Genomic DNA, 22,345 nt, shown 5'->3' with positions numbered 1-22,345 from the left:
CCCACGCTGTTGCGGGCCCGGATAGGGCAGGCTTCTCACCACGGGCAGCGTCATGCGTACAGGCCGGTTTCCACCACGAGTCGGGTCAGCCCCACCCAGGCGACCTGAACGAGCGGGGCCGAGAGGAGGAGTGCCGTCGCTCGGAACGGTCGGTCAGCGGTACGGGCGGCCAGACCGTACATCGCCGTCAGCGCTGCCACGAACCAGAGGAACAGCCCGAGGTCGTAGCCAACCATCTCCGTGGCCGTCAATGACCGGGGAAGGTAGTAGTTGACCGTGCCGAGATACACCCCGAGTATCGCAGCTCCTGACCCGATAAATCCCCAGACGGCGAGCGCGGCTACCCGCTGATACGACGCCGGTTTGGCGTGGAGATACAGGAGTGTCGCAGTCACGGGTGCGGTCACGAGTATCGGAACCGGTCCGGCCCGAACGAACAGAAACTGGTCGACCATCTGACCGACGAGCCCAAGGCTGAGAGCGACCGCCGCAGGCACCAGCGATAGCCGCGCCTGTGTCCGCTGTCTGCGTTCACTCATACAGTAGTGCCGGATGACAGGAACAAATAGATAGGGTGTGGTGCTGACCCTGTCGGAAGTTCACCGGACGAACACAATGACCGCGGCGACGGCGATCTGTCCGAACGGTGCGAGCGCCAGCGGGACGACCGCCCGGACGCCTCGCTGTCTGGCGGCGACGGCTGCGAGACCGGCGGGCACGAGACAGAACCCGGCGTACAGCAGTCCCGCAAGCACCAGTGCGAACGCAGGGAATCGAGGCCGCGCTGGGAACCCCAGGGTGAGGACCACCAACACAGCGAGCGCGAGGACGGAAGTAATCAGGACCCAACTGCCGACAGCGAGGAGTCGAAGCGGCCCTGCGGTGGGGCGCTCGTGGGCGAAGGCGGCAACCGAGGACAGGGCTGGCGTGCCGGCGTAGATGACCGGATACCAGAGCCCGGACCCGAGGACGTCCAGTTCCAGCGCGAGCGCGAGAACGAACCCGAGACTGCCGACCACGACACCGGCGAGCAGTGCCCGGCGACGACCGACAGTCGAAGCCCCTTCTGTGACGGACATCATCGCGTCTCAATGTTGACCGTGACGTCGTCGATGTAGTGGGTCGCGTCCCCCTCCCAGATGACGCTCGTTCCGAGCGCGACGTACAGGGTGTCCGTCGAGAGTTCGGGCGTCGTCCACTCGAAGGTGTACTCCCGCCAGCCGTCGGTGAGCCACAGCGGTTCCCGGAGCCCGCCGTACGGCGTCTGCCCGAGGTCAGTGGTGTTCACGCCGGGGTGTGGGAAGTCCTCCTCGACAGCCGGCGGCTCCGGTCCGAGCCGCATCACCGCGTCCCGGAGCGTGTTGAACGACTCCGACTCGCTCCAGAACTGGGCGCTGACCGTCACCTGATAGGCCTGTCCGGACTCGACTGAGACCGGGTGGACGCCCCACGTCACGCCGTCGTCGTAATCGCCTTCGTTCCAGATGCGTAGCGACCGGTCGCCGGACGCTGCTTCGGTGTCGGAGACGCCGAACTCCCACTCGAACTCCGAGAGTTCGACCTCCGGGCCGATGGCCGCGCCGCTCTCCCAGTCGCCGAGGCCATCCTCGAACCCCTCCCCGAACGCGGGCCCCGTAGAGCCGCCGGTACACCCTGCAAGAGTCGTGGCACCGACCGCTGCGCCCACCCGAATCATGTCACGGCGTAGCATCGTCTTGCCTGTCATGTCGTGTGCTTATAATCGATGGGGTGGTCCGCATCCGGTCGCCGTCGGCAGTCCAGTGATGGCAATTCGGCCCGAGGCCCGGCGCGGCAAACTTGGTTTACGGTACCGAACCACAAGAAATAGCTCTCACCGCTTGCTATCGGTCGTATGGCGCTGGAGAGGCGGACTGTTCTCGCTGTACTGACCGGCGTACTCACTGCGGGCTGTTCGGCACCCAGCGGCGACGGGGAGCCACCGACACAGCCCGGTGAGGCCCCCCAATGTGACCCCGCTGACGTTTCGCGACCGCCGGTGGCGACGGGGACCAACATCCAGGGGCGAGCGTATCCACAGAAGCCCGAGACGCTGACAACGGATTCCATCCTGTTGTATCTGGACGACTTCGAGACCGCCTTCGCCTGGAACCGGGTGCTACAAACCGCAGAGACCGTGACGAGCGTGGGCGTCAACAATCTGGAGGGCTTCTGGCCCGACGAGACGGGCGACGGCTACCTCGCGTCCAGCGGCATTCGCGTGAGCTACAGCACTGCGGACGGCGACCGGAGCGAACGCGAGTACGTCGCCAACTACTTCGTCTCCCCCGGGCCGGTGTACCGGTACGAGTCGAGTAACGAACCGGTGACTCCCGAGACGGACGCCGAGGAAACCCTGCTCGTCCAGTGCGGTGCGGACAGCTAACTGGGATGCCTCGGCAGGCCAGGCCCGTGGGAGACGCATATAAGCGTGTTCGCTGAAGGAATCGTATGCGTCGAGGGCTCGCCACGCTGTTCACGTTGGACTGCTGTTCCCATTCCTGCTCGCCGTCGTGCTGGGACTGATGCTGTTCGTCGGCAGCGTCAGCCTCCCGGTCGCGGTGGCGACTGTCATCGTCGTCAACGTCGTGACGCTACTTGTCAGCCCGTGGCTCAACGACCTGATTTACGGCTGGCTGTACGGCGTAAAGTGGGTGTCACCGGAGCCGTTCCGCCGGCGGTCGCCGACATCGATGGACGTACCGCCCACCAGCGCCGAGGTTCCCGCCATGAGCGCGACCTACGCCTGTGGTCCGAGATAGCCCCAGGCCTGCAGTCTGTCTCCGTCGCCGTCGACCCATCGCTCGCCGATATCGTCACGGTAGTAGCGGTTCGGGATGAGGATGTCGTCGATACGCTCGTAAGCCTGCGCTCGCGCCGCCTGCATCGTTTCGCCCTTGCCCGTGACGACGAGCGGCATTCCACTTTCGCCGGCGACCCGCCACTGCCCGTCGACCCGCTTTGCGTCCTCGATGTGGATACCCTCGCGGCTGTCGGATTCGAAGACGACCGCGGCGTTGCGGGAGTTCTCGTCGTAAGTCGCCTCGTCGTCGAACGGGAACGGCGGGAGGACGACTCGAACCGCGATCTGATACCCACGGTGGACTTCCAGACCGGGGTCGCGTCCGTTCGCCAAGTCGAGGAAGAACTGACCCGTTTCTGACTCAAACGATTCCTCTTGCAGCGTGATTGTGGGATACCCGAACCGCGGTGTGAATTCCAGCGGATAGATGCCGTCCTCGTTGACGATACAGTTGATGTCGATGCTGCCGACGTAGCCCTCGTCGGCGAGCCAGCCTTCCACCTTGCCGAGTGTCTCCGCGAACAGTTCGTTCCGGCCGGCCCAGAACATCGAAGTCCCCATCTCGCCAGTCGAAGGACCGATGTTGCCCGGAAATAGCTTCTTGTGCTCGAAGTTGAAGTTGATCGGTTCGATGAACTCTTGCCCGTTGAAGAATCCGCAGATAGCGATTTCGACACCCTCGACTTTCCGCTGCAGCTGGAAGCCTTTCATCCGATGGCCCCACGCCTTCTTGTACGCCTTCAGCACGTCCACGATGTCGCTGCCGTCGTCCTCGTTTCCGACGTAGAGCAGTCGTTTGACGTTTTGGACTTCGCCCAGCGGTTTGATGACGTACGGCGCAGGGTTCTCTTGGACGTGTTTGATGCCGGCGTCGAAGTCCTCGAAGACGTGATGTTCGATAGTGTTGACACCGTGGTCTTCGAGGACCTCCATTGCGTAGCCGCGGTCCTCTTCGAGCGCGTCCGTGTTGGGCGTCCCGCCAACGACGGCGTGCCCTTCCGCCCGGAGTTCCTGTGCAATCTCACCGGTACCGATGTCGCTGCCGACCCAGATGTCGTCAAAAATCACGACATCGGCCCAGTCGAGATCCCCACGCCAGTCGTCGGTTTTCGGGACGAAACCGTCAGCAATCTCCTGATCGCTGTCGGCCTCGATGTAGTACCGGACGTCGTGGCCCTCCTCGGCGACTTGCCAAGCGATGTCACCGATGAGTGCTGCGTCCAGCGAACAGAAGAGGAAGTGTGCCATGGCACGTCTGCGAGCGGGTGTGGGGTAAAAGTTGCCCGTTCTACCGGCCGCACGTCATTGCTATCGCGATGGTCGTACGCTGGACTGTCATGTCGGCCCGTTGAACACCCACTGTCTATTTAAAAACCCACTCGCGTAAGCCGAACCGTTTTAGTCCCCATCTGTAAATTGCCACGTATGACACGCGACGAACTCGCGTCCGCGAGTGAACTGCTCGAATCAGCAGCCGAAGACACCGACAGCGACGAGGCGAGCGAACGCCTCGCCGAACTCGCCGACCAGCTCGATACCCTCGCGACCGCCGAACGCGGCCCGGACCACGGCCGGCTCGCCCGCATTCAGTCGGCGCTCAACGACCTCAGTAGCGGTGACGCAGAAGACGTGACTGGCGCCATCGGAGACGCCGACGACCAGATCAACGAGTACCGGTCCGATCTCGAAGGGGTCTGAGGCGGCGCTCCTGCGCCAACGCACGGCTGTTCGGTGACGGTCTGCGACGAAAAGACGGCTTTCGAACCGATGGGCCGCTACGACTCGGTCGCGGTTTCCTCGTCGACCGGCTTGATCCGGTGTGTCGCGTCGTTGTGATCTTCGGGGGCCCGCAGATAGTACGTGACTTCACGCGGCTCTGTATTGTCGACGTACGGTGTTTTACCTTCGTGCGTAATTACTTCTGTTTCTCCCGGCTTCAGTTCCCCATCAAACCGGCCCGCGGGCGCGTAGGCGACACGCGGGCCGGTTCGGTTGAGCGCGAGGACGTACCGACCCGCGGTGTCGCCCGTGTTCGTGACCGTTATTTCAAGCGTCGGCATGGCGGGCTCAGTAACGTGTTCCGGACCATCGAGAGTCACGTCGAACGACGGTAACGGCGCTTTGAGCCTGTTCTGAACTGCCTCCGGCGGCGTCCACTCCCCGCCGGGCCAGGACAGTCGGGTGTCGCTGGCTGAGCCGGTTTCCGGGAGGTCGAAGACCAGCGGCCCACCGGCCTCGGTGAACTGTTGGCCCCATTCGCCGTCGCGATACAGACCGTTCCTGAACGTCTCAGGGCTGTACGTCGACCCGTCGAATCTGAGTGAGAACGCGGCGGGGTCCGTTCCCGAACCCTCGACGGTCGCTGTCAGCACAAGGAACTGGCCGTCGGCTGACCGAACATTGATAGAGTCTGTGCCGGGGACCACGACGCCGGGCGTCACTGCGGCGTCCGTGACTGTCACCGTGGGCGGCGACCCAGTGTCGGTTTCGCTGACGCCTGGTGACGGCACTGGCGTCACTGTCCCGGTGTCTTCGGTCTCACCCTGACAGCCGGCACCGGTAATAGCCAGTCCGCAGAGTGCCAGAACGCGACGGCGGTACATGGCTCTGTGTTGCCCCGCCCCGGATAAATGCTTTCAGAACGCCCGGGTTCAGTTTTGACCGACCGTTTCCAGTTCGGCCCGGAATCGGTCTCTCTCCTTGATCTGGGTAGTCTGTGTCGCTGAGGGAGCGGGTGGTGTCAGATTAAATAACATCTTAATTAATGTTTGTGACTAACCAAAAGCTTTTGACAATTCCATTGGTTTTAGTCAAACGTATATCAGGTCGGGGGATTGGGTGGCGGTACCTTCCCTACGTGGTGATCTCAATGAGTAAATCAACGAACGGCCGAACGGCCCCCAAATCGATGCGTCACAAGCAAATACTCGACGTAGCGGCCGAGAACCCAGAAGCGTCCATCGCAGAGCTTGCAGCCGAAGTACCGAGCGCAACAGCGGAACTGGTCGAGCGAGTTCTTGAGGAACACGGCGACCCGGCTGAGGCCGACGAGACGGAAACAGCCGACCAGTCACAGAGTGAACCGTCGACGGAGTCACAGTCATATCCAGCCCCTGCGGACCTCTCGTCGACAGAACGCGAAACGATCCGCGCAATCCAGAAACACCCCACCGCGTCCCAGCGGGACCTCGCGGAGAAGCTCGGCGTCACTGCCTCGACGGTGAGCAACCGTGTCAACGGGATCGATGGGTTCGACTGGGCGAACCGAGAAGCGTTCGCAAACGCCGTTTTCAACGATGGAGAAGCCGAACCAGCGACGGTCTCGGACGAGGCAGAAGCCCAGGCATCCGATACCCAATCGCCGGAGTCAACAGCCAACCCCGACGGAGCCGATAGTCAAGGACCAGGCCCTGATACTGCGCCCGACGACGGCGTCCGCTCGCCAACGGCGGTCGAGACAGCGGCCGGCGAGGTGAACACCACGCTGACTACGTTCCAGTCGACTGTCGAGGACCTCTCCGCACAGCTGGCCGAACTCGAAGGACAGGTCGAAACCGTCGCTGACGGCGGCGGCTCGCCACAGCCGTTTCAGGACCCGGAACTCGTCCATAAGGTCGTCCACGCGTGTATGGACTCCGACAAAATATCCGAGGATGAAGAGCTTCGGATTCTGGATTCGCTGCTCTAGTTGTACTCTCGCCACCGGTGGCCACACTCCTGGCATTTGAAGAACCGCGTCGGCGGTTCGTCGGCTGACCCGGTCTGTTTGATCGTGTACCACGCTTTGCCGTGTCCGCATTCCTCACAGGTCACGTCGTCAGCTGTCGGCTTCCCCTCGAAGTTCGAGCCTTCTTCGGTCTCTATCAGTTCGTCGTCGCTCTGTTCGTCCGTGCTGACGAACGCCGCCGCGCGGTCCTCGTCTTTCGCGACCCGTGCGCCACAGGACTGACAGACCATCTCGTCACCATCGGCGTGCATCATCGAACCACAGTCGTCGCAGAACTGCATACACGCTCGTCGGACACCGAAACAAAAAGCCGTTACTGCTCGCCCTCGATCTCGTGTTGCTCGGCGACGACTGGACAGTCCAGCAGTCGGACCGTCTCCATGTCGAGGAACTCCATGATTTCGGTCCCCTCGTTCGTGCAGTGTGCGTTCGGCGGTGCGGAGAAGTGTTCGCACTGCTCGCAGTAGCGGTGTTTCGATACCTCTGCGTAACGGCTCTCGGGCGCGGCGTCGCCGTCGTCGTCCTCGGCGATTTCCGCCCACACCTTGTCCGCGTCGATGTGGTCGACATCGACCCGCTCGAACGCGCTCTCGCCGCTTCCGAAGGGGTCCTCGCCGCGGTCGTCCATCCCCGAGAAGGGGTCGTTCGTGTCGGGTGACGGCTCTGGAACGGGACCGTCCGATTCAGTCGCCGAATCCGAACGGAACTCCTCGGTATCGACAGCCGAGAGCAGGTCATCATCATCGGCGGTCGAACCGGGACCTGTCTCGGACACATCGTCGACTGGCGTATCGCCTGATTCGACGTCCCCCCAGCCATCGTCGGGTGGCTGGCGTGGATCTGCCGAGCCGTCCGCGTCGTCAGGCCCCTCACTGAGGCGCTCGAACGGGTCGCCCTCGCGGTCGTCGCCGGAATCGAGCTCTTCGAAGGGGTTTCGCTCGTCGTCACTCATTGGTCTCGCCCGGTTCAAGCTGTGCTGCGGCCACCAGCCGCGCCTTCGAGCGGATAATGCCACCCTCGGGGCGCACGTCCGACACTGTCGTGTTGCAGTGTGGACACTGGGGCTCGGTTAGTAGCCCGATCTCGACCTGCTCGTCACAGTTCGAACACCGTGCCGTCGAGATGTTCTCCTGTGCCGCGGCGCGTTTTAGCCGGTCGACCGCTTTCTGGTTCTGGCCCCGGCCGCCCTGGTCGTCGCGAAGGTCGCTGACGACCCAGGCGACGCGGGTGAGTTTGTCTTCGACGTCGTCGAGACGGTCGTCGATATCAGCGACATGCTCGTCCTGCGTTTCGAGCGAGTCGGTCACGTCACCTCGGAGCGCGGCGAGTTCCGTCTCTATCTCTTCAATCTCTTGTGTGAGTGCATCGAGGCGGTCGAACTCTTCGTGGCTATGGTCAGTTGGCGCTTTCGCGTCGGCCTCCTGTTTGACCTGCACAACGCGCTCGCGGACGTCTTCGATCTTCGTCTGAAAGTCCGCTTCGAGCGCGTCGAACCGCTCGGCAAGCTGGCGTTCCACCGTGTCGGCGATATCGGGGAGATGGGAACTGACAGCGCTCTCGGTTGCCGCTTCGACTGAACCGTTCAGCTTCTTGTCCACGGTCGCGGCGACGACGGCATCAAGTTCGTCTGCCGACGGCTGGAGGAGGTCATCCATTTCAGCGTCCGAATTAGCCGCTGTCATGTATGCGGCCAACAGTTGTTCCATGACAGCATCACGAGGCACGCCGAGCGTCTCGGCCTGCTCGGTCAGCCACTCGTCTAGATCTGCAGATAGCTCGACGTACACTCCTCCGTCATCAGTCGACTCGGAGGACATTACGACACTCTTAACGAACAAGACTGATAAGGGTTTACCGCCGATTTCAGATACCGAGAGTGGAAGCGACCACTCAGCAGCCTTCTCGTTGTTCTCTGTCGACAGCTACTGCCAGTTGTACCGCTGACTATCGCTATCGAATCTTGCGAACGTCGCTAATATCGAAGCCCGCATCGCCCAGTTCGGTCTCGAACTGCACGATGTCCTCGTCCTCGATCTGTGAGAGGACGCCACGGAACTGCTGGACGACGAGGGTCCGGGCCCGGGTGGAACCACCGGATTCCCACGCGAACTCCATCGTGCCGTGGGATGCATCGACGAGCTGTCCGTGTTGCACCGACGACAGCGTCTCTGGGTTGACGTGTAAGAGGATGAGGCCACCCCACTGGTGGGCCGCCTTCTGGATCCCCTGAACGAGCGAGCTGATGTCCGACCAGCTGACTTCCTCGTCCGTCGCGCTGACGAGGTCCGACAGCGAGTCGATGACGACGAGATTATCTGCCGACACCTCGTTCAGAACCATACCGAGCGTGCCGAGCAGGTCCTCCCGCTCGTGGCGTGCCCGGAGATCAGTTATCGACGCGGTTTCGCTGGCGTACCAGTCCCGCGGCACCGGACTGATGTGGAAGTACCGCTCAGAGAGGTCGTGGAACTCGACGGCCTGACTCCCTTTGTCGACCACCTCGGCGTCCATCGCCAGTTGCATCTCGCTGACCAATTGCGATTCGTTTGTCGTAAACGAAACGTAGTGGACTTCGTCCGGGGCGACAGCGTCCGCCGAGCGGTCGCCGTAGTAGAGGTCGTGCAGTTCCGAATCAACCTTTTCGAGCCCGTTGATGAGTGCGCTCGTATGCATGAACTCCCGGGAGCCAGCGCCGGCCTCACCGGAGAGCAGGACGACGCTCCCAGCAGGTGCACCACCGTTGATGATGGAATCGAGCTGGCTGATTCCAAACGGGATTCGCTCCATACGTCCACCTACCTACGCCGTCGCTTAAACGCTTGGTCTGTCTCGCTGGTGTGATTAGGGGGCACCAGCAAACTCCGTCGTCACCGCCAGACGGCCCGACCGAGCCGCGTCTCCGAGAGGTCGAAGTCGAAGCGGTCCGTCCAGAGGAGGCCGGCCCCCAGCAACGCGGCCAGACCGAACGGCACCCAGTTCGTGTAAAAGAGGTTGATACCGCCCCACAGCAGGACAAAGCTCACCAGGTCATCGAGCATGAACGGACAGTCCCGGAGCCGCCGTCGGAGGCCCGCGCGGTCGAACCCGAAATCGAACAGGAGGACGGCGACTGATCCCGAGAGGAGCCAGCCGGCGTAGTTCTGCCACGGGACGCCGTAGAACTGCGGCATCTCGTAGATCCAGAAGCCGATAGCTACGGCTCCAGGATCCAGTACAAGGTCGACGAGCATGACCGTCGCCAGCGTCGAAAGCAGCCGAACCGTGGTCGACGCTGCCCTGTTGCCGAGCAACAGCAGGACGAGCAGATAGGCGTTCAGCACCAGAGGGAAGAAGAAGACCGGGAGCCCGAACGGCACATCGCCGAGCAGCATCGGGCCGAGGTCGACACCGTAGGTAAATTCGCCGTAGGGCCAGCCGGTCCGGACGCCGACGAGCTCGATGCCGTAGGAGTACAGCGTCAGCGCGACCAGCGCCAGCCCGGCCCGGCGGTCAACGAGCGGAAAGATACCGGCCACGAGGGGCAACCGCATCACGAACGTCCCGAACAGGACGAAGTAGGGGTTGAACGCGAGCGGGTCCGGCAAGAGTCCCTCGGCACTCGCGAGCAGGGTCACTGCGCCGACGAGCGGAAAGACGACAGCGATGGTAAACCGGTTCTCGGTGACGAACCGGTCGAACTGCGCGGTCGCGTCGGTCTTTGTCTCCGGCAGTGTCCAGCCCGCTAGCGTCCGGTCTTTGCCGCTACCCATACAGCATCACCCACAGCGCGATGAGTGTGAACACCATGCCGACGACGGTGTTGATGGCGGGGTACCACCAGTACGCCTCGTCGATGTCGACGCCAACGCCGAGAATCCCGAAGACGAGGCCGGGGTAAACGAGCAGTAGCACGCCGAACACCCAGTGTGTGAAATTGAATACGAACGCGGCCATAAGCCAGCACATCACGCAGTAGTAGTAGGTGTTTGACTCGCCCAGAAACGTTGCCGTCGTCTGGATGCCGGCCTCGCGGTCCGGTTCGATATCTGGAATCGCCGAGAAGGTGTGCATCCCCATCGCCCAGAGCCACGCGCCGACCACCGCCGTCGCTGGCGGGGCCACACCCTCGATAGCGGCGTAGCCGATGACACCGGGCAGGATGTACAGGCCGTTCGAAATGGAGTCGAGGAACGGTGTCGTCTTGAACCGCAGCGGCGGGGCCGAGTACTCGACAGAGAGCGCCATCCAGGCGAGCAGGGCCACAATCCCGAGCGTCGGCAACACGAGGGCGAACAGCAACGCGAGCGCGCCGCTGGCGACGACGATGGCTGTGACGGCGCTGTCCCCGCGGTAGCTGACCTCCCGGCCGTCGTCTTTTTTCGGATTGTGCTCGTCGATATCGGCGTCGAAGATGTCGTTAACGCCGTAGAGGAAGACGTTCCCAGGGATGGTGAAGTACAGAAACAGGGCGATAGCCAGCGGGGAGAACAGCTCTCCTGGGCCGTCAGCCGCGTAGCTGACGCCGACGATGACCGGACCACCGAGGTAGAGCCAGAACCGCGGCCGGGAGAGGCGCAACAGGTAGCCCAGGAGCGTCTCTTCGGGCGGAATGACGGCGGTGAGACGGTCTGTCGGGAGTTCTGGCATTACTCAGGCGATGTCCTCGATGAGCGCCTCTGCGGTGTGTTCACCGCTGATGAGACACATCGGCACGCCGATGCCTGGCGTCGTGAACGACCCCGTGAAGTAGAGCCCGTCGACGGCCGACGAGCGGTTGTTGGGCCGCAGCAGGGCCGTCTGGCGGAGCGTGTGGGCCAGCCCGAGGGCGGTTCCCTCCGTGGCGTTGTACCGCTCGCCGAAGTCGGAGACGGCGAACTGCTTCTCGTAGACGATGCGGTCGCGCAGGTCGACGCCGGTGTTGTCGGCGATGTCGGCGAGTACCTTCTCGCGGTACTCCTGGCGTATCTCGTCTCCGTCGTGCAGGCCCGGCGCGATGGGGACCAGCACGAACAGGTTCGAGTGGCCGTCGGGGGCGACGCTGTCGTCGGTCTTCGAGGGGACACAGAGGTAATACGCTGGGTCGTCGGGCCATGCAGGCTCGTCGAAGATATCGTCGAAGTGGGGGTCCCAGTCCGTCGGCAGGACGAGCGTGTGGTGTTCCAGCGGCTCTACGTCGCCCTCGACGCCCATGTACATGAGGAAGGCAGACGGCGCGTACGTCTTGTCGTCCCAGTAGTCGTCGTCGTACTGGCGCTCGTGGTCCGGCAGGAGTTCCCGTTCGGCGTGGGCGTAATCGGCGTTGACGACCACTTCGTCCGGATGGGTCGTGTCACCGTGGACCGTCTCGACGAGGAATCCTTCTTTCCGCCGGGAAATCTCTTCGACTTCGGCGTCGGTCTCATAGGTGACACCGAGTTCTTCGCCGAGTTCGACGAGGCCGTCGACGACTGCACCGACGCCGCCGTCGGGGTAGTAGACGCCGAGATTGAAATCGACGTGGCTCATCATGTTGTACAGGGCTGGCGTCGTCCGGGGCGAGCCACCGAGAAACACCAGCGTGTACTGCATGATTTGCTGGAGCTTCGGGTGCTCGAAGTAATCTTCAACGTGGCTCTGCATCGTGCCAATGAGCTGGAGGCCAACCGGCGCGGCAGTCATGACGTCGAGGTCGACCCAGTCGCGAAGCTCCGAGCGGTCCTGGTAGACGAACTTGTTCATGGCCGTCTCGTAGTGGCGTTCGCTGGTCGACAGATATTCTTCGAACGCCTCGCCCGCACCGGGTTCGTACTCCTCAAATTTCTGGGCCATCTCGTCGTTGTCGCCGGTCACGTCGATCTGGTCGCCATCCTTGAAGAAGATGCGGTAGTGCGGGTCCAGCCGCTGGAGGTCGTAGTAGTCGCGGGGCTCCTTGCCGAAGTACGCGAAAAAGCGCTCGAACACGTCGGGCATCAGGTACCACGACGGACCCATATCGAATCGGAACCCGTCCACCTCCAGCCGGGAGGCGCGACCCCCGAGTTGCTCGTTTTTCTCCAGTAGCGAGACGTCCGCGCCTGCGTCCGCCAGATAACACGCAGCGGAGAGCCCACCGATGCCGCCACCGACAACGGTCACGTCTTCACCGGACAAGTCACTCATTATTAGTGTTGAGGGGCTGGAACGTCAATAAATGAGCGGCCAAACTGCATTGGTATGGCATTCGTGGCCACATGTCGGGCCGCCGAGCGGCTCAGTGGGAGACGTATATGGGCATGGGGAACAGACTGACACGTATGGAACCTGATCTCGCAGCACTGGACGCATATCTCGATGACGCCGGCGTCGACGGCTACCTCCTTGACGCGGATTCCGAGGTGTCAGACCAGTACTATCTCTCGGGTTTCGACGCGCCGGACCCGTTCATCACGCTGTACGACGGTGACACACATCTCCTCTTCCCGCGGAGTCTAGAGTTCGGTCGCGCAAAGCGCGAGTCGCGAGCCGATACCGTCGAGCGGTACGTCGATTTCGACCATCAGCGGAAAGTCAAAGAGTACGGCCCGGACGAGGCGGTCTCGCACGTCCTCGCGGACTTCCTCGCAGCCTATGACGTGGACAGCGTGGCCGTACCGCCGCGGTTCCCGCTCCGGACCGCGGACGGCCTGCGGGCACGCGGCGTTGACGTGGCGGCCGACACCGACGGCATCGTCACGGAGATCCGGGCAACGAAAACCGAGACTGAAGTCGACCACATCCGGACGGCACAGCGGGCCAACGAGGCGGCGATGGACGCGGCCGAATCCCTGCTCGAAGCGTCGACGATTGCTGCCGACGACACGCTCGAAGTCGACGGCGAGACGCTGACGAGCGAGCGAGTGAAAGAGGAAATCGAGGTGACGCTGCTCCGGCACGGCTGTTCGCTGGACGAGACTATCGTCGCCTGCGGGGCGGACGCCGCGGACCCCCACGACCGCGGGAGCGGGCCACTCGTCGCTCACGAGCCGGTTATCATCGATATCTTCCCGCAGGACAAGGCGACGAAGTACCACGCCGACATGACGCGGACGTTCGTGAAAGGCGAGCCAAGCGAGACGATACGTGAGTGGTACGATCTGACAGAGCGTGCGATGGAAGCCGCGTTCGATGCGCTGGAACCCGGCACGACTGGTGAAGACGTCCACGACGCCGTGTGCGATGTGTACGAGGACGCTGGCGAGCCGACGCTGCGTGACGACGAACGAACTGAGACGGGGTTCATCCACAGCACTGGCCACGGCGTCGGGCTGGATGTCCACGAACTCCCACAGCTGTCACCGAGCGGCGGCGAACTCGAACCGGGGCATATCGTCACTATCGAGCCCGGCCTCTACGACCCTGCTGTCGGCGGGGTCAGAATCGAGGACATCGCTGTCGTCACCGCCGACGGCTACGAGAACCTGACCGAGTACGAGATCCAGTTCGTCGTCTGAGCCAGCCGAAAGGTCCGAAAGTCGTAGTACCAGTTTTATTCTGACTGCCGGTTCAGGTTGTGCTCATTCTCATCAACACACTTGTTACCATGAACCAGTATTTTCCACAGCTCCATCATGAACATTTATTATGGATGGGGCAAAAGGTGGTGATACTCAATGCTTGTATCCGACGTACGCCCCGCACGCGACACCCACACTGCACTGCCAACAAACCACAGACGCCGGCCGACACGACCCCCAGGATGACAACACGAATCACGACCCCCCGAAACGACGACTCGTACCCGACAACCACGCTGCCCTTCGACGACGCGGACGGCCAGTCCCGGTCCCGCCGCGCGCCGAAGATGTTCTCGCCGACCAATCACGCCACGATGGGCCAGTTCGACACCGAGGCCACGGACCCGCGCTGAACTGGGACACAACGCATATCCCGACGGCACGCCTCCGTCACGATATGGCTGATTACACCACAGTATCGATTCCGAAGGACCTCGCGGAGCGCGTTGAAGAGACAATCGAAGGGACGAGTTTCTCCAGTACGTCCGACCTCGTTCGGTTCCTGCTCCGGAGCATCGTCGTCGAACACCAGCGGGAAGGGGAACTGACCGAAGCGCAGTTCCAGGATATCACCGACCAGTTGCGGGACCTGGGCTATCTGGAGTAGCTGGGTCGCTACTGCGGATACTTCTCGGGCGGTTCGATATCGAGAACCGTGACCTCCTGTGCCTGCCCGGCTCTATCGAATGCCCCGAAGGCGTCGATATCCCACGGGGGGATACCGACGAAGATCACTTCGTGCAGATCGTCGGTTTTGCTCACGCCCATGTACCCATCGGGGTGGGAGACGAACCGGCCCTGTGTTTGGCCGGCCGGCGTGCCCAGATCGACGCCGAACACCGCCTTCACCGAGGCCCCGGCTGAGGGGAGATAAAAGTCAGTGAACACCGGAGTCTCGTCCGGCAAGTCGGCATCCGGGAACTCTCCGGCCGGCGTGACGGCCAGCGAAATCGTCACGTCGTCAGGTTCGGCCTCGCTGGCGAGCCGTAACAGCGTCTCGACGAGTCCGCGTGTGACGTAGACCACGTCACACTTTCGCACGGCCCCGATAAAACGGCGTCGTTTGGCCCGATTCAGCCAAGCACGAGCGACTTGAGGTTCTTCGCGTACAGCCCCGGCGTCCGGCCGCGGGACCCGCGAAGCGCGTAGGCGACGGCCTCGGCGGCGTCTTCCATCACGCCCTCGCCGTGCCCGACCAGCACTCGCTCGGGGTCGAGTCGCGTGAGCTTCTTGGGCGGGAACAGGCGCAACATCGGGTGGACGCCGAGGCGCTCGTCCCCGGCGAGGAAGTAATCCGCCGCCCCGACCGCCTCGGGAACGACTAACGTGTCGTCTTCGTCGCCATACAGCGCGGCTTCTTGCCAGAATGCGTTGTCGATAATCTTGTGTACGCCGTAGTCCGTACCGGATAGCTGTCGGTGAATGCGTTCGACCGGTGCGTCGATATCTTCTTCGACACCTGACATCCAGTCGGGGATATACACCGGCACGTCGTGTCGGTTCGCAACGGCGGCGCTGTCGCGTTTGTGCCGATCTAACAGGATGACAACGCCGGCCACCTCGCCGAACTCCGCGAACAGGTCGTCGATACTATCGACGTCTATCGGGTCGACGACGAACACGCCGGCATCCGTCTTGAGAACGTGACTCGCTCGCACCATCATCTCGTCGGGATAGGGTATGTAGCTCACCCCGCGCTCCCAGCGGTTCGTCTCCAGCCACGCCGCCGTTTCGTCCCGAGTGTTGGTTGGCATACGTCTCTGTACGAGCCTGACGTGAATAAATGGTCGCGACCGGGAGTCACGCGTTCTGTGTGTTTCGTCAGCGATGACGCCCACAGCGGCTTTGTCGGTGGCGGTCGAAGCACCGATATGCTCTCATCGCCCGTCTGGCTTACGCTAGAGGTGAAGTATCCGGACCGTGCGACGGCGTTCTACGAGGCCTTTCTGGAACTCGACGTACTCTCAGAGGCTCCGGACGAGGCCGTCCTTGCGGCTGGCGACACCGAAATACGACTCCGCGCGCCAGGGACGGTCCCACGCGGCGGGCTCCACACGCACTACGCACTAACCATTCCCGAGCAGGAGTACGATGACTGGTACGACCGACTGGACGAGCGCTTCGATCTAGTCGAACACTCCTTCGGGGACGCGCGCTCGCTGTACTTCTACGATCCACAGGGAAACTGCGTCGAACTCGGCGAACGGGCGGTCGACGGCACTGGCGTCACGGGCCTGTTCGAACTCGTCCTCGAAGTCGAGAATCTTTCCTCGGCAGTGGATTTCTACACCACGCTGGGGTTCGAACTGGTCGACGACGGCCGCGACGAAGGCCGCGTTCGGCTCTCGACCGGCGAAATCGACCTGGAACTGTGGTCACCACGGCTCGGCATCGCCGACGCCCGCGGCGGCGTCCACGTCGACTTCGGCGTCGTCGCTGAAGCTCCGAAATCGACGGCCAGGGAGGTCGCTGACGACGCACTCTCGGTCACCTCCGTCGACGAGGGCGTGCGAATCCGGGACCCGGACGGTCACTACCTGACGCTGGTGTCAGCGTGATGAACTCGCGGGGCCGTTAGCCGCAGTGTCCTGGGCCGGAATCGGTACCTCGAACATCGGGCGGGAGGTTATGAATATAATGACCTATGATACCGCTAGTAGCCGTCTAGTGGTATCATAGGCAGGTTCTTTCCGTGTCAAACACCGAGATACAGGTGACGATGTCCCCGACTGATTCCCGGGCTTCGCGGGATGTCCCGTCGAAAGCGACGCTGTTCTGTCCCGATTGCGGCCACCAGGGCCGCTACGACGGCGACTGGATTGTCGTCGAGCGCTACGGCGGGACACACTACCGCTGTCCGGACTGCCACGCCGAACTCACGGTCCGTCCCACCCACACCACTGGCCACCCCACTCGCGTCATGGACACGTACTGGCAGGCGGTCGACCGCAGTGTTCGGGCGTGGCGTGGCCTCTGGCATCGACTCCTCTCACCGTAGTCGAACCACATGCGGACCGTCCAGACCGCGTCTGTTATGCTGAACAGTCTGTCCATTCGTCGTTGACCGGTCAAACAGGTCGGCTGTTCGACACTCTTATCGGCTGGAGTTGGCTACAGCCCGACTGTCCAGATGGTCCCCGCTCCTCCAGCACTTAGCCGACGGCGACTACTCGGCGGTCTCGGGAGCCTCTGTGCTGCGGCGGGTACAGTCGCCGTCGGCCTCACGAAGCCGGCAGTACTGCCGGATGTCCTGACCGACGAAGCGACGAAACACTACCCGACGCCGCCGGAGGTGTCCGCGCATTGGCAGCCGACGGTGACTGAGTCTCACGCACAGGCGGTCATCGACCTGCTCGCAGAAACCGTCGAGGAAGGCAAACAGCTCTGGTCGCAACTCGACACGAACCGGCCGTTCACCGGTGCTGGGGGGTGGCTGGAGGACGCGCGCCAGGCACTCCGGGACGGCGACACGAACGAAGCACTCTCAGACGCAACGTATGGACTCCAGTTCGCAGCGGCGGACCTCGGCGAGGCCCGTGCCGAACTCGGGAACGCGGACCTCCAGGCGCTTGCGACCCAGGCGATTGCCCTCCGAGACCGGAGCCGAAAGGTGGCGAGCAACATCACGCCCTACCTCGTCGACGACCCGGGAACCGATTTGGCGTGGTATCTGCGTATCGAACAGGAGGCTATGATAGGCAAGCACCTGGCGACCTGGGACGGTATGCAGTCCGCGGCCGAGGGTATCGAAAACAACAACGGCGGGACCTCCACGTCTCACGACTACGGCGACCTCGTGGCCGACGTCCTGGTAGCGCAGGTCCACGTTCGGGCCGCCGAGCGGTTCCGGGACCTCTTGGCCGAGGCGCGTAGTGAGTCCGCCACTTCCCATACAGAGCAGCTGCAAACAGCGGCAAACCAGTTCCGGACCCGGCTTGAGGGCGCGCCGACAGCCGAGGAAATTCAGTCCCGATACGGGGTCAACGACCCGGAGTCGGTCGGCCCGTACGAGGTTGCACACATCGATCTCGCTAGGTGGTGTTTTCCCTCCGGCGTCCCGACGCCGTGGACCATCGATGTTGAAGAGGGACTGCTCGTGAGCACTGCTGTGGGGCTTTCGAAAGGCGTCGCCCGGATTCGGGCCCACGAGTTCGCGGTGGACCACCTCGTCGTGGAGCAGGGCGACGGGGGATTCGATTCGGGGCACGCTCTCGCCGAGAAGCGCCGCGCCCGCCGGGTCCACGAGCAGGTCATCGGCTCGGACCCGCCACCCTTACTTACCCGGCAGGCGGCCCGGGCCATCGAGGACCTGCAGGTCGCTGTCGTTGGATTTGCAGACAGCTACGAACAGCCGATGTGGCGCGAGCGACTCGATACGTACCTCTATGCCCTCCTTGGCCGGGCAAAACTCAAACAGTATCCCGCCGTGTACCGGACAGTCGTCGGCGAGGACTGACTCCCATAGCTGGCACACGTTACAGTCTTCGCAGTGTGGTTCGCCACCGGGTGGGCGGCCGCTGTTTCACTCTAGCCGTTCAGAGTCGATGCTGACCCCAGGCGGCGTCACAATCAGGAACCCGCGGAAGTGCATCAGTTCGCCGCCGGCCTCCCGGACCGGCCGGGCGAACCCGGCGGCGAGTTCGTTCAGGTCCCCTTCGACGTTGAGAACCAGTACCGACCCGCTTTCGATTGTGTTGAGCCACTGTTCGGGCGACTCCGACCCGTCGAGGACGCCCAGCACGACACGGTTGCTGCCGGCCCCGTCACGGTCCTCGTCCATCTGGTCCTCCACGGCCTGCAGGTCCAGGCCCTCGAAATCACTCATAGCCACACACATGCGCGGATAAAGCAAAAATCCTCCCCAAGCCGTCTGACGCGCGGCAGTCGCACTGGCTGTGGTTGTTCCCGTGTGCCATGTGTACGTGCCACCGCCTTATGGACAGGTATAAATAGTGGAAGCATCCAGTTACGGGTGCTTATGTCCAACAACGAGGGCACGTCGGAATCTCCGGCGGATCGAGTTCTTCCAGGGCACACTGGATTCCACGTCTGAGATTACAGACGCACGGATTTTCGACACCACGCTGCGCGATGGTGAGCAGTCACCACGTACGTCGTTCAACTACGAGGACAAACGCGAGATAGCCGCGCTGCTCGACGAGATGGGTACCCACGTCATCGAGGCCGGGTTCCCCGTCAACTCCGACGCGGAGTTCGAGGCAGTGCGCGACATCGCCGAGTCCACGCGAGTGACGACCTGCGGACTGGCGCGTGTGGTCGAGAAAGACATCGAGGCGGCTCTGGATTCCGGTGTGGACATGGTCCACACCTTCGTCTCGACGTCGGACGTACAGTTGCAGGATTCCATGCACGCGACCCGTCAGGAGGCGCTCGACACCGCTGTCGACTGTGTCGAGATGATCAAAGATGCGGGCGTCGAATGCATGTTCTCGCCGATGGACGCCACGAGGACCGACGAGGACTTCCTCGTCGAAGTCATCGAGGCCACGTCCGCGGCGGGGGCGGACTGGATCAACATTCCGGACACGTGTGGGGTCGCCACGCCGCGGCGGTTCTACGACCTCATCGAGATCGTCGACGACTGCACCGATGCCTACATCGACGTGCACACGCACGACGACTTCGGCCTGGCGTCGGCCAACGCCATCTCCGGCTTCGAGGCCGGAGCCAGCCAGGCGCAGGTGTCGGTCAACGGCATCGGCGAACGCGCCGGCAACGCGGCCTACGAAGAGGTCGTGATGGCGCTGGAGTCGCTTTACGACGTCGACACCGGAATCGACACCACCCGCATCACGGAGCTATCGCGGATCGTCGAGGAGAAGTCCGACATCGGGGTGCCGGCGAACAAGCCCGTCGTCGGGCGCAACGCCTTCTCCCACGAGAGCGGCATCCACGCCGCCGGTGTCATCGAGAACTCCGACACGTTCGAGCCGGGTGTCATGACCCCCGAGATGGTCGGCGCCACGCGCGAACTCGTGCTCGGCAAGCACACCGGGGCCCACTCGGTTCGGGAGCGACTCGTCGATGCCGGATACGACCCGAGCGAGGCGGAGGTCCGCGAAGTGACCCGCCGCGTCAAGGAGTACGGCGCGGAGGAGCAGGTCACCATGTCGGTGCTTGAACGGTTCGCCGAGGAGATCGGCGTGACCGAGGAGAGCGAGGAGGTCCGGGCGTAGGCCGATGACCTCGCCTCCGGCCGTCACTACGAGTGAGCAGCCACCGGTGAGTACCCGGTGTCGAGCTGCTGCCCGCCAACAACTATCACAGAACGTTTATTATTCGGGACGAACTGCATTCGGGTGTGATGACCGCGGCTGCTGGACGTCAGGTTCGACCACCCGCCAGCACCGCGACCGCTATTCTCGGCGTGCGTATTGTAGGGGCACTATAGCCCCTCTCTTTACCTTTTCACCCCCGGCCGAATTGATTCGTCACACCACCACAGAGTCATCAGTCATGCACGCAGCACACACATCACCGCGGTATCGACCCCGAACACGAACAGACGGAGGGATGACACGATGAGCGAACGCGCATCCGTCCCCAAGGAAGAGGACGAGACAGAGCCAGAAACGGAACAGGAGCCCGTTACGACGGGCGCGCAGTCGGTCATCCGGGCGCTTGAAAACGCCGGGACCGACTACGTCTTCGGCGTTCAGGGCGGCGCGATCATGCCCGTCTACGACGCGCTGTACGACTCCGACATCAACCACGTCACGATGGCCCACGAACAGGGGGCTTCGCACGCGGCGGACGCGTACGGGATCGTCACCGGCGACCCCGGCGTCTGTTTCGCCACGTCCGGCCCCGGCGCGACGAACCTCGTGACCGGCATCGCCGACGCAAACATGGACTCGGACCCGGTCATCGCCTTGACCGGCCAGGTCCCGACGGAGTTCGTCGGCAACGACGCCTTCCAGGAGACGGACACTGTCGGCATCACGCAGCCGATCACGAAGGAGAGCTACTTCGCTGCCGACTCGGACACCGTCGGCGACGATGTTAGCGAAGCGTTCGCGCTCGCTGACGCCGGCCGGCAGGGACCGACGCTGGTCGACCTGCCGAAGGACGTGACACAGGGCGAAACCGAGGTCGAACCCGGCAGGCCGGAGACGCCGGAGACCTACGAGGTGCCTGAGGAAGCAGACGACGAAAACGTCCAGGAAGCCGCAGAAGCATTGGCCGAAGCCGAGCACCCAGTCATCCTCTCGGGCGGCGGCGTCATCAAGGCGAACGCGTCGAACGCGCTCCGGGAGTTCGCAAAGGAGTACGAGATCCCGGTCATCACGACGATGCCCGGCATCGGGAGCTTCCCCGAGGACCACGAACTCTCGCTGGAATGGGCCGGGATGCACGGGACCGGGTACGCCAACATGGCGATTACCAACACCGACTGCATGCTGGCCATCGGGACGCGCTTCGACGACCGCCTGACCGGCGGTGTCGACTCCTTTGCCCCCGACGCGGAGGTCATCCACGTCGACATCGACCCGGCCGAAATCAGCAAGAACATCTACGCTGACTACCCGCTCATCGGGGACGCCCGGGAAGTGCTCCGGCAGCTGTTCGACGCCATGCCGCGCGCGCCGGACGCCGACGAGTGGCGCGACCAGTGCCAGACTTGGAAAGACGAGTACCCGATGGACTACGACACGCCCGACGACGAGCCGCTGAAGCCGCAGTACGTCGTCGAGCAGTTCTCGGAGATGACGCCGGACGACACTATCGTCTGTACCGGCGTCGGCCAGCACCAGATGTGGGCCTCCCAGTTCTGGGAGTACACCGAGCCCCGGACGTGGGTGTCGTCCCACGGCCTCGGAACGATGGGCTACGGCGTGCCCGCCGCCATCGGCGCGAAACTGGCTGCTCCGGACCAGGAAGTCGTCTGCTTCGACGGCGACGGCTCGTTCCTGATGACCGTGCAGGGACTGTCGGTCGCGGTTCGCGAGCAACTGGATATCACCTACGTCGTCCTGAACAACGAGGCGGTCGGGATGGTCCGCCAGTGGCAGGACGGCTTCTACGAGGGCCGCCGGATGGCCTCCGAGTACCCGTGGATCCCGCAGTTCGACAAGCTCGCCGAGGCCTTCGGCGCTCGCGGGTTCACGCTCGAATCCTACGACAACGTCGAGGAGACGATACAGGAAGCACGCGACTACGACGGCCCGAGCGTCATCGACGCCCACATCGACCCCGGGGAGAACGTCTTCCCGATGGTCCCCAGCGGCGGTGACAACGGCCAGTTCGCGCTCAACGAAGACCATCTGGACATGATCTAACAATGAC

27 protein-coding genes are annotated in these 22,345 nt (G+C 63.2%); 12 read left to right on the top strand and 15 right to left on the bottom strand.

Annotated features, from left to right (window positions below):
- Positions 1 to 50 precede the first annotated feature (50 nt).
- From C444_RS12675 to C444_RS12665, 3 genes are read right to left on the bottom strand one after another with little or no spacing between them, the layout of a single operon-like run.
- Positions 51 to 539 carry a hypothetical protein gene (locus C444_RS12675; protein ID WP_004593299.1) on the bottom strand — a complete coding sequence of 163 codons (489 nt, stop codon included), beginning with the start codon at positions 537 to 539 and terminating at the stop codon, positions 51 to 53.
- A 60-nt stretch (positions 540 to 599) separates the two neighbouring features.
- Positions 600 to 1,079: a hypothetical protein gene (locus tag C444_RS12670; protein WP_152420811.1), complete on the bottom strand. Its 480-nt coding sequence runs from the start codon at positions 1,077 to 1,079 to the stop codon at positions 600 to 602.
- On the bottom strand, positions 1,079 to 1,711 hold the full coding sequence (locus C444_RS12665) for a hypothetical protein (protein WP_049909510.1): 633 nt from the start codon (positions 1,709 to 1,711) through the stop codon (positions 1,079 to 1,081). The genes C444_RS12670 and C444_RS12665 overlap by 1 nt, the downstream gene beginning before the upstream one ends.
- A gap of 162 nt (positions 1,712 to 1,873) precedes the next feature.
- Between C444_RS12665 and C444_RS12660 the strand changes: the two genes are divergently transcribed.
- Complete coding sequence (locus tag C444_RS12660; protein ID WP_004593296.1) at positions 1,874 to 2,404, top strand: hypothetical protein; 531 nt, start codon at positions 1,874 to 1,876, stop codon at positions 2,402 to 2,404.
- Between the two features lie 139 nt (positions 2,405 to 2,543).
- Entirely contained in the window at positions 2,544 to 2,780 is a 237-nt protein-coding gene (locus C444_RS12655; protein WP_004593295.1) for a hypothetical protein, read from the top strand.
- On the opposite strand, the gene C444_RS12650 is transcribed toward C444_RS12655, so the two are convergent.
- On the bottom strand, positions 2,759 to 4,069 hold the full coding sequence (locus C444_RS12650) for a phosphoribosylamine--glycine ligase (protein WP_004593294.1): 1,311 nt from the start codon (positions 4,067 to 4,069) through the stop codon (positions 2,759 to 2,761). The two genes, C444_RS12655 and C444_RS12650, sit on opposite strands and share 22 nt — an antisense overlap.
- Before the next feature lie 177 nt (positions 4,070 to 4,246).
- Here C444_RS12650 and C444_RS12645 point away from each other — a divergent pair, with 177 nt between their 5' ends.
- Complete coding sequence (locus tag C444_RS12645; protein ID WP_004593293.1) at positions 4,247 to 4,519, top strand: DUF7553 family protein; 273 nt, start codon at positions 4,247 to 4,249, stop codon at positions 4,517 to 4,519.
- 77 nt (positions 4,520 to 4,596) lie between these two features.
- Here the strand turns inward: C444_RS12645 and C444_RS12640 are convergent, their stop codons facing one another.
- Positions 4,597 to 5,424, bottom strand: coding sequence for a hypothetical protein (locus C444_RS12640; RefSeq protein ID WP_004593292.1), 828 nt, complete (start codon positions 5,422 to 5,424; stop codon positions 4,597 to 4,599).
- A gap of 305 nt (positions 5,425 to 5,729) precedes the next feature.
- Between C444_RS12640 and C444_RS12635 the strand changes: the two genes are divergently transcribed.
- Positions 5,730 to 6,509 carry a winged helix-turn-helix domain-containing protein gene (locus C444_RS12635; protein WP_004593291.1) on the top strand — a complete coding sequence of 260 codons (780 nt, stop codon included), beginning with the start codon at positions 5,730 to 5,732 and terminating at the stop codon, positions 6,507 to 6,509.
- Here C444_RS12635 and C444_RS12630 read toward each other — a convergent pair.
- The 7 genes from C444_RS12630 to crtD all read right to left on the bottom strand — a co-directional run bounded on the left by C444_RS12630 (position 6,506) and on the right by crtD (position 12,665).
- Positions 6,506 to 6,829, bottom strand: coding sequence for a transcription factor S (locus tag C444_RS12630; RefSeq protein ID WP_004593290.1), 324 nt, complete (start codon positions 6,827 to 6,829; stop codon positions 6,506 to 6,508). The two genes, C444_RS12635 and C444_RS12630, sit on opposite strands and share 4 nt — an antisense overlap.
- A gap of 32 nt (positions 6,830 to 6,861) precedes the next feature.
- Positions 6,862 to 7,500: a hypothetical protein gene (locus C444_RS12625; protein ID WP_004593289.1), complete on the bottom strand. Its 639-nt coding sequence runs from the start codon at positions 7,498 to 7,500 to the stop codon at positions 6,862 to 6,864.
- Positions 7,493 to 8,365, bottom strand: coding sequence for a hypothetical protein (locus C444_RS12620; RefSeq protein ID WP_004593288.1), 873 nt, complete (start codon positions 8,363 to 8,365; stop codon positions 7,493 to 7,495). Before C444_RS12620 ends, C444_RS12625 begins: the two co-directional genes overlap by 8 nt.
- 133 nt (positions 8,366 to 8,498) lie before the next feature.
- The gene (locus C444_RS12615; protein WP_004593287.1) at positions 8,499 to 9,335 is read right to left on the bottom strand and encodes an RAD55 family ATPase; all 837 of its coding nucleotides are present in this window, start codon (positions 9,333 to 9,335) and stop codon (positions 8,499 to 8,501) included.
- 80 nt (positions 9,336 to 9,415) lie between these two features.
- A complete protein-coding gene (cruF, locus tag C444_RS12610) occupies positions 9,416 to 10,297 on the bottom strand; it encodes a bisanhydrobacterioruberin hydratase (protein WP_004593286.1) in 882 nt (293 codons plus the stop codon).
- Positions 10,290 to 11,174 (bottom strand): prenyltransferase, encoded by an 885-nt coding sequence (locus tag C444_RS12605; RefSeq protein ID WP_004593285.1) that lies wholly within the window; start codon positions 11,172 to 11,174, stop codon positions 10,290 to 10,292. The genes cruF and C444_RS12605 overlap by 8 nt, the downstream gene beginning before the upstream one ends.
- Before the next feature lie 3 nt (positions 11,175 to 11,177).
- Complete coding sequence (crtD, locus tag C444_RS12600; protein WP_004593284.1) at positions 11,178 to 12,665, bottom strand: carotenoid 3,4-desaturase; 1,488 nt, start codon at positions 12,663 to 12,665, stop codon at positions 11,178 to 11,180.
- Positions 12,666 to 12,799: 134 nt separating this feature from the next.
- On the opposite strand from crtD, the gene C444_RS12595 reads away from it, so the two are divergent.
- From C444_RS12595 to C444_RS12590, 3 genes are all read left to right on the top strand, one after another.
- Positions 12,800 to 13,975: a M24 family metallopeptidase gene (locus C444_RS12595; protein WP_004593283.1), complete on the top strand. Its 1,176-nt coding sequence runs from the start codon at positions 12,800 to 12,802 to the stop codon at positions 13,973 to 13,975.
- Positions 13,976 to 14,220: 245 nt separating this feature from the next.
- Positions 14,221 to 14,391 carry a hypothetical protein gene (locus C444_RS22365; RefSeq protein ID WP_004593282.1) on the top strand — a complete coding sequence of 57 codons (171 nt, stop codon included), beginning with the start codon at positions 14,221 to 14,223 and terminating at the stop codon, positions 14,389 to 14,391.
- Between the two features lie 44 nt (positions 14,392 to 14,435).
- On the top strand, positions 14,436 to 14,645 hold the full coding sequence (locus C444_RS12590; RefSeq protein ID WP_004593281.1) for a ribbon-helix-helix domain-containing protein: 210 nt from the start codon (positions 14,436 to 14,438) through the stop codon (positions 14,643 to 14,645).
- A gap of 8 nt (positions 14,646 to 14,653) precedes the next feature.
- Here C444_RS12590 and C444_RS12585 read toward each other — a convergent pair whose 3' ends face one another.
- Both C444_RS12585 and C444_RS12580 read right to left on the bottom strand, forming a co-directional pair.
- On the bottom strand, positions 14,654 to 15,064 hold the full coding sequence (locus C444_RS12585; protein ID WP_004593280.1) for a hypothetical protein: 411 nt from the start codon (positions 15,062 to 15,064) through the stop codon (positions 14,654 to 14,656).
- Positions 15,065 to 15,111: 47 nt separating this feature from the next.
- Complete coding sequence (locus tag C444_RS12580; protein ID WP_004593279.1) at positions 15,112 to 15,792, bottom strand: hypothetical protein; 681 nt, start codon at positions 15,790 to 15,792, stop codon at positions 15,112 to 15,114.
- Between the two features lie 117 nt (positions 15,793 to 15,909).
- On the opposite strand from C444_RS12580, the gene C444_RS12575 reads away from it, so the two are divergent.
- The 3 genes from C444_RS12575 (at position 15,910) to C444_RS12565 (ending at position 18,494) form a co-directional block, all read left to right on the top strand.
- Positions 15,910 to 16,596, top strand: a complete 687-nt coding sequence (locus C444_RS12575) for a VOC family protein (RefSeq protein WP_049909508.1) — start codon at positions 15,910 to 15,912, stop codon at positions 16,594 to 16,596.
- Positions 16,597 to 16,757: 161 nt separating this feature from the next.
- Positions 16,758 to 17,036: a hypothetical protein gene (locus C444_RS12570; RefSeq protein ID WP_004593277.1), complete on the top strand. Its 279-nt coding sequence runs from the start codon at positions 16,758 to 16,760 to the stop codon at positions 17,034 to 17,036.
- Between the two features lie 132 nt (positions 17,037 to 17,168).
- On the top strand, positions 17,169 to 18,494 hold the full coding sequence (locus C444_RS12565) for a hypothetical protein (protein WP_004593276.1): 1,326 nt from the start codon (positions 17,169 to 17,171) through the stop codon (positions 18,492 to 18,494).
- A gap of 66 nt (positions 18,495 to 18,560) precedes the next feature.
- On the opposite strand, the gene C444_RS12560 is transcribed toward C444_RS12565, so the two are convergent.
- Complete coding sequence (locus C444_RS12560; RefSeq protein ID WP_004593275.1) at positions 18,561 to 18,863, bottom strand: DUF5779 family protein; 303 nt, start codon at positions 18,861 to 18,863, stop codon at positions 18,561 to 18,563.
- Between the two features lie 127 nt (positions 18,864 to 18,990).
- Between C444_RS12560 and C444_RS12555 the strand changes: the two genes are divergently transcribed.
- Entirely contained in the window at positions 18,991 to 20,235 is a 1,245-nt protein-coding gene (locus C444_RS12555) for a LeuA family protein (protein ID WP_004593274.1), read from the top strand.
- Positions 20,236 to 20,580: 345 nt separating this feature from the next.
- Positions 20,581 to 22,338, top strand: a complete 1,758-nt coding sequence (gene ilvB / locus C444_RS12550) for a biosynthetic-type acetolactate synthase large subunit (protein WP_004593272.1) — start codon at positions 20,581 to 20,583, stop codon at positions 22,336 to 22,338.
- Positions 22,339 to 22,345: the final 7 nt, after the last annotated feature.

It is taken from the genome of Haloarcula japonica DSM 6131, from assembly GCF_000336635.1.
In the GTDB taxonomy this organism is placed as follows: Archaea; Halobacteriota; Halobacteria; order Halobacteriales; family Haloarculaceae; genus Haloarcula; species Haloarcula japonica.
The sequence above is the reverse complement of the archived record's forward strand: the minus strand, read 5'-3'. Positions and strand labels throughout refer to the sequence as shown.

Coding starts and splice junctions, on each gene's coding strand:
- ilvB (WP_004593272.1), top strand. CDS start 20,581: ATGAGCGAACGCGCATCCGTCCCCAAGGAAGAGGACGAGACAGAGCCA.
- cruF (WP_004593286.1), bottom strand. CDS start 10,297: ATGGGTAGCGGCAAAGACCGGACGCTAGCGGGCTGGACACTGCCGGAG.
- C444_RS12615 (WP_004593287.1), bottom strand. CDS start 9,335: ATGGAGCGAATCCCGTTTGGAATCAGCCAGCTCGATTCCATCATCAAC.
- C444_RS12595 (WP_004593283.1), top strand. CDS start 12,800: ATGGAACCTGATCTCGCAGCACTGGACGCATATCTCGATGACGCCGGC.
- C444_RS12660 (WP_004593296.1), top strand. CDS start 1,874: ATGGCGCTGGAGAGGCGGACTGTTCTCGCTGTACTGACCGGCGTACTC.
- crtD (WP_004593284.1), bottom strand. CDS start 12,665: ATGAGTGACTTGTCCGGTGAAGACGTGACCGTTGTCGGTGGCGGCATC.
- C444_RS12570 (WP_004593277.1), top strand. CDS start 16,758: ATGTCCCCGACTGATTCCCGGGCTTCGCGGGATGTCCCGTCGAAAGCG.
- C444_RS12590 (WP_004593281.1), top strand. CDS start 14,436: ATGGCTGATTACACCACAGTATCGATTCCGAAGGACCTCGCGGAGCGC.
- C444_RS12630 (WP_004593290.1), bottom strand. CDS start 6,829: ATGCAGTTCTGCGACGACTGTGGTTCGATGATGCACGCCGATGGTGAC.
- C444_RS12580 (WP_004593279.1), bottom strand. CDS start 15,792: ATGCCAACCAACACTCGGGACGAAACGGCGGCGTGGCTGGAGACGAAC.
- C444_RS12675 (WP_004593299.1), bottom strand. CDS start 539: ATGAGTGAACGCAGACAGCGGACACAGGCGCGGCTATCGCTGGTGCCT.
- C444_RS12670 (WP_152420811.1), bottom strand. CDS start 1,079: ATGTCCGTCACAGAAGGGGCTTCGACTGTCGGTCGTCGCCGGGCACTG.
- C444_RS12560 (WP_004593275.1), bottom strand. CDS start 18,863: ATGAGTGATTTCGAGGGCCTGGACCTGCAGGCCGTGGAGGACCAGATG.
- C444_RS12655 (WP_004593295.1), top strand. CDS start 2,544: ATGCTGTTCGTCGGCAGCGTCAGCCTCCCGGTCGCGGTGGCGACTGTC.
- C444_RS12665 (WP_049909510.1), bottom strand. CDS start 1,711: ATGCTACGCCGTGACATGATTCGGGTGGGCGCAGCGGTCGGTGCCACG.
- C444_RS12575 (WP_049909508.1), top strand. CDS start 15,910: ATGCTCTCATCGCCCGTCTGGCTTACGCTAGAGGTGAAGTATCCGGAC.
- C444_RS12605 (WP_004593285.1), bottom strand. CDS start 11,174: ATGCCAGAACTCCCGACAGACCGTCTCACCGCCGTCATTCCGCCCGAA.
- C444_RS12625 (WP_004593289.1), bottom strand. CDS start 7,500: ATGAGTGACGACGAGCGAAACCCCTTCGAAGAGCTCGATTCCGGCGAC.
- C444_RS12640 (WP_004593292.1), bottom strand. CDS start 5,424: ATGTACCGCCGTCGCGTTCTGGCACTCTGCGGACTGGCTATTACCGGT.
- C444_RS12620 (WP_004593288.1), bottom strand. CDS start 8,365: ATGTCCTCCGAGTCGACTGATGACGGAGGAGTGTACGTCGAGCTATCT.
- C444_RS22365 (WP_004593282.1), top strand. CDS start 14,221: ATGACAACACGAATCACGACCCCCCGAAACGACGACTCGTACCCGACA.
- C444_RS12650 (WP_004593294.1), bottom strand. CDS start 4,069: ATGGCACACTTCCTCTTCTGTTCGCTGGACGCAGCACTCATCGGTGAC.
- C444_RS12635 (WP_004593291.1), top strand. CDS start 5,730: ATGCGTCACAAGCAAATACTCGACGTAGCGGCCGAGAACCCAGAAGCG.
- C444_RS12565 (WP_004593276.1), top strand. CDS start 17,169: ATGGTCCCCGCTCCTCCAGCACTTAGCCGACGGCGACTACTCGGCGGT.
- C444_RS12645 (WP_004593293.1), top strand. CDS start 4,247: ATGACACGCGACGAACTCGCGTCCGCGAGTGAACTGCTCGAATCAGCA.